Origin of the sequence: Paenibacillus graminis, assembly GCF_000758705.1 — a bacterium.
Lineage (GTDB): Bacteria > Bacillota > Bacilli > Paenibacillales > Paenibacillaceae > Paenibacillus_AQ > Paenibacillus_AQ graminis.
In genome coordinates, this window is sequence record NZ_CP009287.1 from 2,056,617 (window position 1) to 2,072,337 (window position 15,721).

At 54.7% G+C, this 15,721-nt stretch carries 11 protein-coding genes; 7 read left to right on the forward strand and 4 right to left on the reverse strand.

What is annotated here, in order from left to right:
- Nucleotides 1-175 precede the first annotated feature (175 nt).
- Both PGRAT_RS08350 and PGRAT_RS08355 read right to left on the reverse strand, forming a co-directional pair.
- Complete coding sequence (locus PGRAT_RS08350; protein WP_025706416.1) at nt 176-580, reverse strand: response regulator; 405 nt, start codon at nt 578-580, stop codon at nt 176-178.
- 15 nt (nt 581-595) lie between these two features.
- Nucleotides 596-1,813 carry a sugar efflux transporter gene (locus PGRAT_RS08355; RefSeq protein WP_025706415.1) on the reverse strand — a complete coding sequence of 406 codons (1,218 nt, stop codon included), beginning with the start codon at nt 1,811-1,813 and terminating at the stop codon, nt 596-598.
- Nucleotides 1,814-1,948: 135 nt separating this feature from the next.
- Between PGRAT_RS08355 and PGRAT_RS08360 the strand changes: the two genes are divergently transcribed.
- The 4 genes from PGRAT_RS08360 to PGRAT_RS08380 all read left to right on the forward strand — a co-directional run bounded on the left by PGRAT_RS08360 (nt 1,949) and on the right by PGRAT_RS08380 (nt 7,418).
- A complete protein-coding gene (locus PGRAT_RS08360; protein ID WP_025706414.1) occupies nt 1,949-2,830 on the forward strand; it encodes a helix-turn-helix domain-containing protein in 882 nt (293 codons plus the stop codon).
- A gap of 252 nt (nt 2,831-3,082) precedes the next feature.
- Nucleotides 3,083-3,757 (forward strand): hypothetical protein, encoded by a 675-nt coding sequence (locus tag PGRAT_RS08365; protein ID WP_025706413.1) that lies wholly within the window; start codon nt 3,083-3,085, stop codon nt 3,755-3,757.
- Nucleotides 3,758-3,778: 21 nt separating this feature from the next.
- Nucleotides 3,779-4,555, forward strand: a complete 777-nt coding sequence (locus PGRAT_RS33105) for a hypothetical protein (protein ID WP_156124055.1) — start codon at nt 3,779-3,781, stop codon at nt 4,553-4,555.
- A 37-nt stretch (nt 4,556-4,592) separates the two neighbouring features.
- On the forward strand, nt 4,593-7,418 hold the full coding sequence (locus PGRAT_RS08380) for a glycoside hydrolase family 3 protein (RefSeq protein WP_025707578.1): 2,826 nt from the start codon (nt 4,593-4,595) through the stop codon (nt 7,416-7,418).
- Between the two features lie 210 nt (nt 7,419-7,628).
- On the opposite strand, the gene PGRAT_RS33110 is transcribed toward PGRAT_RS08380, so the two are convergent.
- Both PGRAT_RS33110 and PGRAT_RS08390 read right to left on the reverse strand, forming a co-directional pair.
- Nucleotides 7,629-8,018 carry a hypothetical protein gene (locus tag PGRAT_RS33110; RefSeq protein WP_042266371.1) on the reverse strand — a complete coding sequence of 130 codons (390 nt, stop codon included), beginning with the start codon at nt 8,016-8,018 and terminating at the stop codon, nt 7,629-7,631.
- Nucleotides 8,019-8,417: 399 nt separating this feature from the next.
- On the reverse strand, nt 8,418-9,692 hold the full coding sequence (locus tag PGRAT_RS08390; RefSeq protein ID WP_042266373.1) for a helix-turn-helix domain-containing protein: 1,275 nt from the start codon (nt 9,690-9,692) through the stop codon (nt 8,418-8,420).
- Nucleotides 9,693-9,805: 113 nt separating this feature from the next.
- On the opposite strand from PGRAT_RS08390, the gene PGRAT_RS08395 reads away from it, so the two are divergent.
- From PGRAT_RS08395 to PGRAT_RS08405, 3 genes are all read left to right on the forward strand, one after another.
- Nucleotides 9,806-12,073 (forward strand): glycoside hydrolase family 3 C-terminal domain-containing protein, encoded by a 2,268-nt coding sequence (locus PGRAT_RS08395; RefSeq protein ID WP_042266375.1) that lies wholly within the window; start codon nt 9,806-9,808, stop codon nt 12,071-12,073.
- A gap of 305 nt (nt 12,074-12,378) precedes the next feature.
- The gene (locus tag PGRAT_RS08400; protein ID WP_042267928.1) at nt 12,379-13,734 is read left to right on the forward strand and encodes a glycoside hydrolase family 30 protein; all 1,356 of its coding nucleotides are present in this window, start codon (nt 12,379-12,381) and stop codon (nt 13,732-13,734) included.
- Between the two features lie 228 nt (nt 13,735-13,962).
- The gene (locus tag PGRAT_RS08405; RefSeq protein ID WP_025703403.1) at nt 13,963-15,720 is read left to right on the forward strand and encodes a sensor histidine kinase; all 1,758 of its coding nucleotides are present in this window, start codon (nt 13,963-13,965) and stop codon (nt 15,718-15,720) included.
- Nucleotide 15,721 lies beyond the last annotated feature (1 nt).

The following is a 15,721-nucleotide window of genomic DNA, read 5'->3' on the forward strand; positions in this document are numbered from 1 at the left end:
GGAATAAGTAGACTTGTTTTCAGTGAAATCACCTCTTAAGAGTGAAATCGGCCGGATTAAGTGTACTTTTTCCCACAAGCGCTTGTGGGAGAAGGGGATGGGCAGATTTAAGTTCACTTTTTCCATTATAGACAGCTTCGGCAGCTGCAGCCGGGGGCGTTCCCCTTCCAGTCCACTACCGTGCAGGAACAGCCCCCGGCTGCCCGCCATACAAACATTCCCGCCTCATGCCGCTGGCTGCCCTAAGTACAGCATATTTCAACTCTTCCTTGGCAACAGGTTTGAGCAGAGTGGCCATACCTCCTTTGCAGAAGGCATCCAGGACAAATTCATAACTGCTGGTGACAATGATTGTGCCATGAGTCTGGCTTGCATTCACCCGTTCCAGCGCACTTGCTTCGCTGATCAGCAGCTTGGCATCCGTCACAATGATATCCGGGTTATGCCGCTCAATCAGCCGGATGGCCCCCGTATCACAGGCTGCTTCCAGAACCGCTTCATATGTAAAAGGCAGCGTCTCCAGCAGAAGCTTCAATTCACTGCGCATTTGGGGTTTGTCGTCGACTAGTAAGATTTTCATAGCAAATTCCTCCTGTTATGTGATACTGGCTGAGCGGGTTGCCTCTTCTGCCGCAGAACGCCGGGGGAGTGCAAGCAAGGCCAGCGAGACCATTCCCAGCAGCAGGCATACCCAATAGGCGTTTCTGTACCCGAACCACTGCGCCGCCGCTCCTCCGGCCAGACTGCCAAACAGCCTTCCGATGGTAGTGGAGTTGGTGTACAGCGTTGAAGCATATCCAGGCAGGTCCGGGAGCAAATCCTGGATATAGCTGATGCCAATGGCAGAAATAACTGCTACGAAAAAGGCGAGCAGCACCTGTCCGGCGATAATCATCCACAGTGAGGTTGAGGCCAGCACGACAATGTAATAAGCCGCTCCCAGCACAATCCCCCAGACCATGAGCAGGCGGGCGGAGTATTTGGCGGACAGGAGGCCCAGCACAAGCATCAGCGGGATCTCAAGCAGTGCGCAAATACTCGATACCGATGCGACATTCTGCGTGTTCCCGCCGAGCGTGTCCGTGATAAACAGGGAAATATTCAAGTTGTTGATCCAATGCCCGGAATAGAGCAGCGTCAATACCAGAAAGGGAACCAGAACCCGACGGTTCTGATGGAGCTTGACAGGCTGTTGCTGCTTGCTGCCTGCAGTTTGCGGCGGAGCGGCAGGAGCTTTTACAAAGATAACAACCAGCAGGGCGTTCATAAGAAAAATCAGCACGGTGCTCATGAAGATTCCCGGGAATCCGAAATAATGGATCAGAACCGAGCCGGCCAGCGGACCGGCAATAAATCCGAGTGAAAACATGGACCGGAGCGTAGAATTGGCAAAAGCATGATCTGCGGACTTGCTGGCATTGACAGCTTCCCGCGCACTGGCGAACAGCTGTGGCATGGCCGGAGCGCCAAGCGCTGTGAATACGGCCATATACAGCAGCAGCCCATAGAACTCATGGATCAAGAGGTAGCCGGCAAAAGCAAGCGCATTAAAAAACATGGCGGTGACCATCAGCTTTTTGCGGTTCAGTCCGCTGTCGGAACGTTTGGCAATCCACATGCTGAGCCATACGCCGGTTATGATGGTTACAGCCGTAAAAACACCGAAGATGCCTGCGGATACGCCAAGCTTAGTGGTGAAATAAACAGCCAAAAAAGGTGAGCTGATGGATATAGCCATCCCCTGCAGCATCATGCAGATCAAAAAGACGGGATAACTGGGAATTCGGAAAAGATTGCGGGTACGGGTCATCATTTTTACGGGAACGTCTCCTTCAGAAGCAGCTTGCGGCTTTATCTTTCATTTGGTTATAGTATAGTTAATTATTGATGATTAAAGAATGTTTTATCTGCTCGAAAACCTCTACTATTTGGCTGGGACGGTGAGATTATGGATCTTAGGCTGCATGCCTGCGCGTACTCTTTTCATACGCTGCCCTTCAAAACCTCCTTTACGCCGCCGCCGTTTTTTCTGTTCCGGCTGCAGGTGCTGGGCAGCTGCAGGGCGCTGGTGCACGGGAAAATGAGACTGATTGAGCCTGGAGATCTGCTGATCTATCCCCCTGGCGAGCTGTATCATTTAGAGGTTGAGGCTATAGACGGAAAGATAGAAAGCGGAGATTATTACCTGCTCTGCGAAGGCTCGTGGATCGAACAGTGGTGGAAGGCCCGGCCCCGTAAGATCCAGCAGCGGATTCATCTGGATGGCGGAATGCTGTCCCTATGGCAGCAGCTCAGCATCGAGCAGCACCGGATTGTACAGGTCAATCCCGAGCTGATCCGGCATCTGCTGTGTGCCTTATGTCTGTCGCTGGACCGGCTTGCGGAGGAGTCAGGTTCCCGGCAGGACCTGCAGGTACGTTCCAACGAATTGGTCCTGCTGATGCAGCGGTATATCAACGAGCATGCCCTGCGCCCGCTGCGGGTGGAGGAGGTTGCCGCGGCTGCCGGGTTAAGCGTCTCCCGTGCGGTGCATCTTTTTAAAAAACTGACGGGGTATACGATCATTCACTACACCCAGGAGATCAGACTGTCCAATGCCCTGGAGCGAATCCGCTATACCGACTTGGGACTGGAAAATATCGCCGGAAGCTGCGGATTCGGCACCTACTCCTATTTTCACAAGGTGTTCAAGGCCAGATATGGCCTCTCCCCCAAGGAAGTGCGGGACCGCCCGCCTCATTCTATTCTGGAAGGCACCTATGTTATCACCAGCGGGGATCAGAACGTCACCGGCCTCTCGCCGGATGCGCGGAGGTTTTTAACGACTTGAGGGGGGCAGGTTCGGCAGAGAAGGGAGTAAGCTATAGAGCATATGTCTTGGCGGTTGGCTGAAACAGGATGAAAGGAAGCGCGGGGAGTGGCAGGTATTGCGCTAAATTGTTCCAAGAAAATGCTGCACATGAATTGACAGTTCAAACAAGTAAACCCTATACTAGCTTTAAATAAGGACGAAGCACGTCCCGTACTCATGGATTCATGGGTGCGGGACTTTTTTGCGTCCATGGGAAGGGGAGTGCACCTTATGGGATTTCAAGAAGCGTACAGCACATGGATCAAGTATCACATAGGCCGGAGAAAAGGAGAAAGGAGGGACCGGCTGGAACGGGGGCATGGTCATGGAGAGCGTATGTTTTTGGAGCAGGTATGGTGGCCTTTGATGGGATCGCTACAGAATCTTCACCCCGAATATGAGGTCGCAGATTGGAGAGGTAGACCTTATTATGTGGATTTGGTCTGGAAGCCGGGACAGGTCAAATTCGCGTTCGAAGTGAAGGGCTACGGCCCGCATGTGCAGAATATGGACCGCACCCGTTACCGGCAGGAGCTCAACCGGGAAACATTTCTGCAAATTGCCGGCTATCGGGTAGTTTCAATTCCCTATGACGATCTCGAAGGTAGTCCGCAGCTTACAATTTCGCTCATTAGGTCCCTAGTGGCTCCTTTTATAGGCGGGATCAATGCGGTGGGGCAATTTACCCGTCTGGAGCGGGAGATGATCCGGCTAGCTGTGTCCCGGGATGGAATGATCCGCCCGGTTGACCTGGGCAAGGAGCTTGGGATTAACCTGCGGACGGTTCGAAATACGCTGCAGGCTCTTTGTGCGAAGGGGAGACTCAGACCTGTGCCTACTAAAAGCGGCAGTAGAGTTTATCGCTATGAGGTGATTTATTCATTCTCGGACGACCAGCTATGGTAATTGAGGCTTCGGGAGCTGGAGGTGGAACGAACAACGGCAGAAACGCCGTTGTTGGGGCGCCTGAGGCCGGGCAGCCGGGAAACAACGGCAGAAATGCCGTTGTTGAAGCGCCTGCGGCCGGGGAGCCGGGAAACAACGGCAGAAACGCCGTTGTTGGGGCGCCTGTGGGCGGGTAGCCGGGAAACAACGGCAGAAATGCCGTTGTTGAAGCGCCTGCGGCCGGGGAACCCGGAAACAACGGCAGAAACGCCGTTGTTGAAGCGCCCGCGGCCGGGGAACCCGGAAACAACGGCAGAAATGCCGTTGTTGAAGCGCCTGCGGCCGGGGAACCCGGAAACAACGGCAGAAATGCCGTTGTTGGGGCGCCTGCGGCCGGGTAGCCGGGAAACAACGGCAGAAATGCCGTTGTTGAAGCGCCCGCGGCCGGGTAGCCGGGAAACAACGGCAGAAATGCCGTTGTTGAAGCGCCCGCGGCCGGGTAGCCGGGAAACAACGGCAGAAATGCCGTTGTTGAAGCGCCCGCGGCCGGGGAACCCGGAAACAACGGCAGAAATGCCGTTGTTGAAGCGCCCGCGGCCGGGGAACCCGGAAACAACGGCAGAAATGCCGTTGTTGGGGCGCCTGCGGCCGGGGAACCCGGAAACAACGGCAGAAATGCCGTTGTTGGGGCGCCTGCCCATCTTAGATTCGGGCCCGGCGCAGCTCCCCGCCCGAATCTCTAATTTTGAACTGATTTTTCTGTCAATTGTTCAGGTGTTGCTCCCGGCGGAAATCTTTTATGATAGGAAAGATAGATGAAACCGTTATCATAAAGATCAAAAGGAGTGTCTGCCCAATGGAAACCGCAACCTTTCCCTTTGAACAAATTGAATTGCAGCTGAATGAACGTGTGCAGGACCTGCTCTCCAGATTAACGCTGGATGAGAAGGTAAGCCTGATGCCCCAATATCAAGCAGCCATCGAGCGTTTAGGAGTAGGCGGCTATAAGCATGGTACGGAAGGGGCACACGGCATTTCCTGGCTGGGCGCAGCCACTTCTTTTCCCCAGCCTGGCGGATTGGCCTGCACTTGGAACCCGGAGCTGGTGCAGAAAATCGGTGAAGCGATTGGGGATGAAGCCAGAGCGTTTTACCGTAAAAATCCGACGGTGAATGGCCTGACTCTTTGGGCGCCTACAGTAGATATGGAGCGCGACCCGCGCTGGGGCAGAACGGAAGAGGCTTATGGCGAGGACCCCGTACTGACAGGCCGCCTCAGCACTGCACTGGTGAAGGGTATTCAAGGCGACCACCCCAAGTATTTGAAAGCGGTAGCAACGCTCAAGCATTTCCTGGGTAATAACAATGAAATTGACCGTGGAGTAGCTTCGTCCAGCATAGATCCGCGCAATATGCGCGAGTATTATCTCGAAGCCTTCAAGCCTGCCTTCAAAGAGGGCGGCGCGCAGTCGATGATGACGGCGTACAACTCGGTGAACGGCGTTCCGGTGATTTTGCATCCGGCAGTCATGGAGATTGTGAAGGGCGAATGGGAAATGGACGGTTTTATTGTAAGCGATGCCGGAGATTTGTTCGGGATTGTAAAAGATCATAAATATTACGAATCGTTCGCCCGGTCCATGGCAGAATCGATCAAAAACGGCATCGACAGTGTGACAGAGGAAACGGAGGAAACGATTAAGGTTATTCATCAGGCGCTTAACGAAGGTCTGCTGACTGAGGGGGATCTGGACCGCGCGCTTTTCAATACATTCCGGGTCCGTTTCCGCCTGGGCGAGTTCGATCCTGAGGAAGGCAATCCGTACGCAGCCATTGACGATTCCGTCATTCTCAGCCCGGAACACAGCAAGCTGTCCCTGGAAGCCGCGAAGCAGTCCATCGTCCTGCTGAAGAATGACAATGCTGCCCTTCCGCTCCGCTCAAAAGAGTTGTCCAAAGCCGCAGTCATTGGGCCACTGGCGGATGAAGCCTTCAGAGACTGGTACTCCGGCACTCTGGCTTATGGCGTGACTCCGCTGCAGGGTGTGACCAAGAAGCTGGCCGGGAAGCAGGTTGTTTTTGAGAGCGGGGACGACCGCATTATTCTGACTTCGGCAGCCAGCGGCAAGGCCGTGGGAATGACTGGGGAAGAAGGAAGGCTGGCAGTGCTGCATGATGTGCCGGAGCGCGGAGAATTATTCCGCCATACGGCCTGGGGCTGGACGGCCCATACGCTGGAAGCCACCAGCCGGGGACAGTATGTAACATTGAACGATGCCGGCACCCTGACAGCTTCTGCGGATGAAATCTATGGCTGGTACGTGAAGGAATCGCTGAATCTGGTGCCGGAAGAAGGGGGGGCGGTCAGCCTGCGCACCTGGAATGACAAACTGATCTCAATTCGCGAAAAGGATGGCACCCTGCATGTTGGTGAACAGGATGCCAGTACCGAAGCGCACACCTTCCACAAAAAGATTGTTGTAAACGGTGTAGAAGCTGCAGTCCAGGCGGCCAAAGCCGCAGAGGTCGCTGTCGTATTCGTCGGCAACCATCCGCTGCTGAACGGCAAGGAAGAAATCGACCGTCCGGATATTGTGCTCCCGGAAGAGCAGGAACGTCTGGTCAAGGCAGTCTACGAAGCCAATCCCAACACTGTAGTAGTTATTGTGGGCAGCTACCCGATTTCCTCCACATGGATTGATGAGAATATTCCGGCGGTGCTGTACACCTCCCACAGCGGTCAGGAGCTGGGCAACGCGGTAGCGGATGTTCTGTTCGGGGACTACAGCCCGTCGGGCAAACTCAATATGACCTGGTACCGTTCCGTGGATCAGCTTCCTGGCCTGATGGATTACGATATTATCAAAGGCAAAAGAACCTACATGTACTTTGACGGCGAGCCGCTGTATCCGTTCGGCCATGGGCTGACCTATGCGCAGGTGGCTTACCGCAATTTGTCGCTGGCGGAGCATGAGCTGCAGCCGGATGGAATAATTAACCTATCGGTGGAAGTTAAAAATACCGGTGCGGTGGAGAGCGACGAAGTGGTCCAGCTCTACATCCATGCCTTATCCTCCCGGGTGCAGCGTCCGCTCAAGCAGCTCATGGGTTTCGAGAAGATTCATCTTGCCGCCGGACAGATGCACACTGTTGCCTTCACTTTGCCGGTGGCCGGGCTGGCCTTCTGGGATGTGACGCGGGAGCAGTACTGTGTGGAATCCGGTGATTACGAGGTCATCATTGGCCGTTCCTCGGGCGATATTCAACTGACCGGACGCGTGTATGTGCAGGGCGATACTGTTCCGCCGCGTAATTTGTATGCTACAGTCAAAGCCGAGAACTACGATGACTATGAAAAAGTGTACCTGGATGAGTGCAAAGCGGGCGGCGCATCCATTCACCCGGCAGCGGACGGAGCCTGGATCGCCTTCAAGGATGCGGATTTCGCACAGGGTGCAGTCGAGTTCCAAGGGCTTGTATCCTCGGCCACAGGCGGTAGTCTGGAGATCCGGACCGGAGGCCGTACTGGGAAATTGGCAGGTACGCTGGAGATTCCGGCAGGCAGTGCAACCCAGGAGTGGAAAAGCCTGTCCGTTCTTGTCGGCATTGAAGCCGGAAATACGGATGTTTATTTGATCTTCAGCGGTGAGGTTCTGCTGAGCCGTTTCCATTTTAGCGCATAGAATGAAATACAGCATGGCCCTGGATGTTCTGAGGATTGGGCGTTGATTGTATGGTGGATGGTGATTTCCAGGGGTTCAGAACGTACGAGGAGATCTGGAACGGGGCAGTTAAAGTCTACGAATGCAGGTTTCGTGGCGGGTTGATTCAATGATCTTGCCTAAAAGAACCCGCTGGCCGCACTTGGCCAGCGGGTTCTTAAGTCCACGGACTCAGTCTCCGCCGCCACCGCCGCCATCTCCGCCGCCGCCGCCGGAATCGCCGCCACCAAAACCTCCGCTGTCGTGGCCTCCGCTATGGCCTCCGCTATGGCCGCCGCCATCCCAGCCGCCATGATTGCCATGTCCGCTGCCCCAGCTGCTACCGCCGTGGCTATGATTGTTGTGGCTGCCATTACCGTTGTTCCCGTCATGATGAGGATGGCCGGAATGATGTTTTTGACTGTCTCCCGGGGTGAGGTCCGCTCCGTTTCCTGTGAAGAAGAAGCTATCGGCGGAATCATTCCTGCTTCTCCCGCTGGTGCCGCGTTTGTTGTTATCTCTCAGAATGGCCTTAGCGACGATATAAACGAACACTACAATAAAAATGATGCCAATACCCAATCCTATCCCTCCTAAATTTAAGGTCTCTTACCAGAATTGTACCATAATCTATTGCAGACATGCCTCTGTCTTCTGCGGAGAGCGTTGCAGAAACGACACAACGGCGTGGTGACGAGTGAGAGAGGTTAGGTGACGAGTGAGAGATGTTTGGTGATCAGTAGAAAGGTTTGGTGATCAGTAGAAAGGTTAGGTTATCAGTGAGAGAGGTTAGGTGACCAGTGAGAGAAAAAGGGCCATCGCAAACCTTCACAGACAGGTGAGGAAAAAAAACTGCGTAGATTTCACAAGTTTGATTGCATATTGTGCAATAGATGTATCTCCAGCTGAACTTGAAAGTGGATTGAAGTAGAGAAATCGAATAGAAGTCAGCCCCGGCCCCCGGCCAAGTCTTGTTACCTGTCAGGTAATCCCCCGGTCATGCCGGAACTCCCTGGGGGTGATGCCGGTATATTTCTTGAATACTTTGGTGAAATAGCTCTGGTCGTTAAAATGCAGCCGGGTAGCGATATCCGACAGGCTGATCCCTGGCCACTCCATCAGGCGTTTGGCCTCCTCGATCCGTTCCCGCTGGATGTATTCGCTGACGGCAAGGCCCGTTTCTTTCTTGAACAGCTGGGAGAGGTAGCTGGCATTCAGCCCGGCAACTCCGGCAAGCTTGCTCAAAGTAAGCTCTTCATACAGATGGTTGAAAATATAATTCTGGCACAGCGCAGAGGTGCGGGACAGCTTGGACCTGCGGTTATCCTTCACATGATCGGCGAATTCGCACAGGGCCGCAAGCTGGGCACGGTCCACCGCCGGAATATCCTGCAGTTCCTCAATATGCTGAATATGAAAATCACTCAGCGTGTAAGCGATCTCCCAGAACAGTCCTCCGTCAATGGCCGCACGGGTGGCCAGGGTAATGGAGGAGATGGCGAGATTTTTTTTGCTGCGCAGCTGGCTTTTCCTGGAGAGCAGCCCGTATTGGTCTTCGTTGAAGCTGGCATGTGTCTGCAGCAGCCCGCTCTTGTCTCCGTTGCGGATATGCCGGAACAGCTCGCGCTCTTGGCTCGGATCATGGTGCAGCCAGGTGTTCTCCCGCCGGTAGGACAGATTCAGATCAGGTGTGCTGTCCCTCAGCTGCGCAGGTTGAAGCAGTGTCGAATCGAGCAGCAGCTCGCTGACGGACAGGGTCCGGCCGGTGGCCAGCGTATACAGCAGGATGGCCGCATGGCACAGCCGCATCCGGTCCAGTGCGGGCAGACGGCGGTAATATTGCAGCCAGGCCTCCTGTTCTCCAGGAGGAGTGTTGTGGTCACGCAGCAGGGTGCCCGCATTTTCTTCGGTCAGGGGAGCGTACAGCGAAGGGCCGATGACGACGGCCCCACTCTGCTCCAGCTCTCCGCATAGAGGGAGAATGATGAAATTCTCCAGGTAAGCCGTTGTGCAGATTCGCGGAAAAGCAGCGGTTCTTGAATCATTCCGGCTGCCTGCTGCAGCTTGAATCCTTTCCAGAACTTCCGCCGGAAGCCCTTGGATGCCTTCGACCGGAGGCCGGGTGTGGCCAAACGGATGCAGTGCCTGCACTGTTTCGCCTTTCGGATTCAGCCAGGTGACCGGCAGCCGATAAGCCTCGTACAGCAGCCTGCATATATAAGGAATCCGTTCATGATCTTCCAGATGCTCCAGCATGTTTCCTCATCCTTTACCCAATGAAAATACCAAGAATACAATTATTCTGCCATAAATCTGCCGGAAAGTATATTAGAATGGGAAAAAAGAAAGCACTTTCAAGGAGGTTCCCCATGACTATTGACATTCGACATCTCATTTCGCAATTGACGCTTGAAGAGAAGGCCGCTCTCTGCTCGGGTCTTGATTTCTGGCATACCCAAGGAGTTGAACGGCTGGGCATCCCGTCTGTGATGATGACAGATGGTCCGCATGGCCTGCGCAAACAGGCGGAGAGCGCAGACCATCTGGGTCTTCATAACAGTGTGCCTGCCACCTGTTTTCCTTCGGCGGCAGGACTTGCTTCTTCCTGGAACCGGCAGCTGATCCGCCGGGTCGGTGAAGCGCTGGGCAGGGAATGCCAGGCTGAGGATGTGGCCGTTCTGCTGGGGCCAGGCACCAATATCAAACGTTCCCCGCTGAACGGGCGGAATTTTGAATATTTTTCCGAAGATCCATATTTGTCTTCGGAGATGGCTGCGAGTCATATTCAGGGAGTACAGAGCCAGGGTGTGGGCACATCGCTGAAGCATTTTGCCGCCAATAACCAGGAGCACCGCAGAATGTCCACCGATGCCGTGATTGATGAACGGACGCTGCGGGAAATTTATCTGGCGAGCTTCGAAGGGGCAGTGAAACAAGCCCAGCCATGGAGCGTTATGTGCTCTTACAACCGGGTAAACGGAGAATATGCTTCGGAAAGCGAAACGCTGCTGACACGGATTCTCCGGGATGAGTGGGGGTTTGAAGGTTTCGTAGTGTCCGACTGGGGGGCTGTGAACGAGCGGGTGAAGGCGCTGCAGGCCGGGCTTGAGCTGGAGATGCCATCAAGCGGAGGGATCGGCGGTGCCAAAATCATTGCCGCCGTGAACAGCGGCGAGCTGTCCATGGAGACGCTGGACCTTGCGGTGGAGCGGCTGCTTAGCTTTATTTACAAACGGGTGGAGAACCGTCAAGAGAACCTCTCGTTTGAGCCGGGCGAACACCACCTTCTGGCGCGTGAGGTGGCCAGGGAAAGCATGGTGCTGCTGAAGAATGAAGGCAGCCTTCTGCCGCTGGCTCCGCAAGGCACGCTTGCCATCATCGGTGAGTTCGCGAAGAAGCCGCGTTATCAGGGGGGCGGCAGCTCGCATGTGAATCCGACGAAGCTGGATGATGCCTTTGCGGAGCTGCAGGCGGTGGCGGGGGAGGCAACAAGCTTCCTGTATGCGCAGGGTTATGAGCTGGGCAGCGATGAGGTGAACGAAGACCTTCTGCGTGAAGCGCGCGATACAGCCGCCAAGTCGGATGCCGCAGTGCTGTTCCTTGGACTGCCGGACAGATACGAGTCGGAGGGGTATGACCGCAGCCATCTGTCCCTGCCCGCAAGCCATATCGCACTGATCGGGGCGGTGGCTCAGGTGCAGGAAAACATTATCGTGGTGCTGAGCAACGGTTCCCCGGTGGAAATGCCCTGGATCGGCAAGACGAAGGCGGTTCTGGAAGGCTACCTGGGCGGGCAGGCCTTCGGCGGGGCGGTTGCCGACCTGCTCTTTGGCGTGGTGAGTCCAAGCGGGAAACTGGCCGAAACGTTCCCGGTGAAGCTAAGCGACAACCCGTCGTTCCTGAATTTCCCCGGTGAAGGCGACAAGGTGGAGTACAAGGAAGGGGTGTTCGTCGGCTATCGCTACTATGACAAAAAAGAAATGGAGCCGCTGTTCCCGTTCGGCTTCGGCCTGAGCTATACCGAATTCGAATATAGCGGCTTGGTGCTGGATAAAACCAGCATACGCGATACAGACACCGTTCAGGTCACCGTAACTGTGAAGAATACCGGCAGCCGGACCGGACAGGAGATCGTCCAGCTCTATGTGGGTGACGTGGAGAGCAGCGTCATCCGTCCGCTCCAGGAGCTGAAAGGCTTCCAGAAGGTAGAACTGCAGCCCGGAGAGGCGCGCGGGGTTTCTTTTACACTGGATAAACGCGCCTTTGCCTATTACAATGTGCAGCTTGGCGAATGGCATGTCGAGAGCGGAGCCTTCCGGATTGGGGTCGGCGCTTCTTCCCGCGATATCCGTCTGAGCGCTTCCCTTGAAGTGGCTTCCACAACGGAGATTCCAGTGAGCTTCCACCGCAATTCGACAGTCGGGGATCTGCTGGACAATCCGCTTACGGCAGAGCGCGCGAAGAAATTCAGCAGTATTTTCGGACTTGAAAGTGCGATGGAGGATAATCCGGAAATGTTCGTGGCGATGATGAAATATATGCCGCTGCGGGCTATGATCGGCTTCGGGCAGGGGAAATACACCGAAGAGGATTTGGCTCAGGATCTGCGCGAGCTGAATGCACTGGCGGCGAAATAACAACCGGCAGCAGCAGAGCATTAACGGCTAGGGAACTTGATTAGGATTGTATAAAAAAAGGCAGCAGCCCTGACCCGGGTTTGCTGCCTTTTGGATGACCTGCCGGAGAGGAACTCGAGATTATGAAAGATATTAACAGGAGCAAGGTTAAAATAGTCCAATTCCAGATTGCTGAATTGTCCAATACATCAGCGATACACTCAAGGTATAATGAAAGCGTAATCATAATTATAGTGGGGCATACCTGAGAAAGAAGTTTCCGGTAAGCCTGCTGAATTCTTAAGCTCACATGGAGGGTACAAATGATGACGGATATAAATCTCAAATGGTATTCCAGCACAGAGCAGGCGCCTTGGACCGAGCGTCAGGTGCCGGAGGCGAGAGTACCGGGAACGGAGGAAGCGGCACCGGCCAATCTGACGGTTACGGATGACAGCTACCAGACGCTGGAAGGCTTCGGCGGCTGCTTCAATGAACTGGGCTATGCCGCACTGGGCCAGCTGCCGGATGATGAACGGGCCAGAGTGATGTATGACTTGTTCCATCCCGAGGGAGAACAGCGCTTCAGCATCTGCCGGCTGCCGATCGGAGCCAGCGATTATGCGCTGGACTGGTACAGCCTGAACGAAACGGATGGCGATTACGCGATGGAGCATTTCTCCATTGAGCGGGACCGGCAGCTGCTGATTCCCTATATCAAGGAAGCTCTGGCGCTGAACCCGGAGCTCCAATTATTCGCTTCTCCCTGGAGTCCGCCAACGTGGATGAAATTTCCCAAGGCGTATAATTACGGCACGCTCCGCTGGGAGCCGGAGATTCTGGCTGCTTATGCCCTCTATTTCGTGAAGTTCGTAGAGGCCTACAGGGCAGAGGGCATTACCATACATCAGGTGCATGTGCAAAATGAAGTGGTCGCCGACCAGAAGTTCCCTTCCTGTGTCTGGACCGGGGAGCAGCTGAAGATTTTCATCCGCGATTATCTCGGACCGGCGTTCGAGCAGCATGGGCTGGATACGGAAATCTGGCTCGGCACGATCAACGCCCCGGAGCCGTGGGATGAATGGCTGAAGAAGAAGTCCAGCGATCATGATGCTTTTGCCGGGGTGGTGCTTGGTGATCCGGAAGCCTATAAATATGTTAAGGGCGTCGGCTACCAGTGGGCAGGCAAACATGCCATTCAGCGTACGGTGCAGAGCTACCCTGAACTGCGCTATATGCAGACGGAGAATGAATGCGGCGACGGGGAGAATACCTGGTTTTACGCCAAATATATTTTTGGCATGTATCAGCACTATTTTATGAACGGAGTCAACGCCTATATCTACTGGAATATGGCGCTTGCCCCCAAAGGGCGCAGCACCTGGGGCTGGGAGCAGAACTCTATGCTGACCATTGATCCTGCCTCCAGGCAGGCTATCCTCAACCCGGAGTATTTTGTGATGAAGCATTTCACCCGCTACGCCGTGCCGGGTTCGGTAAGGGTGGGGCTGAGGGGGCCGTGGAGCGGACATGCTGTCGCTTTCCGCACACCGGAGGGCCGGCTGACGCTGGTTATCGCCAACCCTTATATGGAGGCACGGATGCTGCATTTGCGCAGCGGGTCATCGCTGTACTCCTTTGAGCTTGAAGCAGAATCCTTTCATACTTTAGTGCTGGGTTAAGCTCAGCGTAGCTTTATTCCAAATGAACTAACGTCCGGAAATAGCGGGGCGTTAGTTTTTTGCTAAAATATAAGAATTTATATGCTTCACGCAATAAATTATCCTTCTATTTCTCGCTGAAACGGTATCGTCCTTTAAAAGGACGGCAAAGCCGTTTCTGCTTGCTATATATTCCATTCTGCCTTGGGATACACTACGGCAAGAGATGCAAAGGGGCTGGAGTGCACAATGTTAGCTAAATGGATGATGAAGCTGTCCGGTCCTTTCCGGCGGAGTATCCGCAACAAGCTCATTCTGACCATGATCGGCCTGGCTGTAGTGCCTATTGTGGCGATTACAGCGCTCGCTGCCGAGAACACCCGCCGCTCTATGGAGGCTGAAGTGATCAGCACGAATCTCTCCAATATGAAATGGACCGGTGTCTATCTCGGCGACCAGTTCGCCCAGCTGAATAATCTGATCTATACCGTGCTGATCAGTCCGCATTTAAGCGATTATCTGGCGAATGCTGAGGAAGCGAGCCTGTCCAGCCAATTTACGGCGCAGCGGAATATTACCGATACTTTGACGAATCTGTTCTATTCTGCCGGGAACCATGTGGTTGGGGTGGAGCTGTATTTGAAGGAATACAACAAGCTGTTCACAATTAATGCCTCGCAGAGCAATATTGAATCCCCGGCTGCGATTCCGGCACCCTATAAGCTGCTGTTCGACCAGAATAAGGATTTCATGATCACAACGGACAGCACGGATGGCACCAAGTTCCAGCTCATCCGCAGCATTAACCGTTTTGAGAATCAGGAGAAGCTGGGCGGTATCTCCCTGCAGATCCGCTGGGGTGTGCTCGACCAGACACTGGACCTGCTGGGAAGGGGAAACGAGCATACGGTATTTATCGCCGGAGCTGACGGCAGAGTGCTGTACCAGCCATGGGGCAGTGCTCCGGCTGCTGTTACACTTCACCGGATCGCCGGCACCAGTGAGACGCAAGGGTATTTTCGCAGCGATCATGAATATGTGTTCTACAACACCATTGACCCGGTGGGTCTGAAATTGGTCACAGTGATCCCGAACAGCTTCATTAATAAAAGCGCGCTGGCGACCATGAACTTTGGTCTGATTATCGGTGCCGTGTCTGTAGTTGTCGCGATTCTGCTCGCTGTCATTCTCGCCTGGCGGCTGGCGACTCCGATAGTGAGTCTGGCCCGTTCGATTCAAGGCTTCGGCATGATGAAGGAGCGGGAGGTGCGGCTCAGCAACCGTGTGGACGAGATCGGCCTGCTGGAGACGAAGCTGGATCAAATGTCGCACCGCATCCGCGAGCATATCCGGACGGAATACCTGATCAGCCTGGAAAAAAAGAGTGCCGAGCTTAAAGCGCTGCAGGCGCAGATCAACCCGCACTTTCTGCAGAACACCCTGCAGATGATCGGCAGCATGCTGTTCAAGAACAGCCCGGCCGAAAGCTACGGCGTGATTCGGTCGCTGAGCGATATGTTCCGCTATATCATCCGCGAGCCGGAGGATCTGGCGCCGCTGCGGGCGGAGCTGAACCATCTGAACAACTACATGCAGATTCAGCAGCAGCGGTTCGCCGTCCGGCTGAATTACAGCCTTGAGGTGGATGAAGAGACACTGGGCAGTTTCATTCCGAAGCTGAGCCTGCAGCCGATTGTGGAGAATGCTTTTTTCCATGGCCTGGAGCCGCAGGAAGGCCCTTGGGAGCTGGAGGTTCAAGTGGCCCGCGCCGGAGAGGATACAGTCATCACCATCCGTGACAACGGGGTGGGGATCGAGCCGGACAGGCTTGCCGAACTGCAGGGCAGGCTGACCCGGCGCAGCGGGGAGCTGTGGACCCATGGCGAGCGGATCGGACTGAGCAATGTGGCTTCACGGATTCACCTGCATTTTGGCGACAGCTATGGCATTCGGGTAGAGAGTACAGAAAGACAGGGAACCACAGTGACCGTAACCATTCCTCTATAAA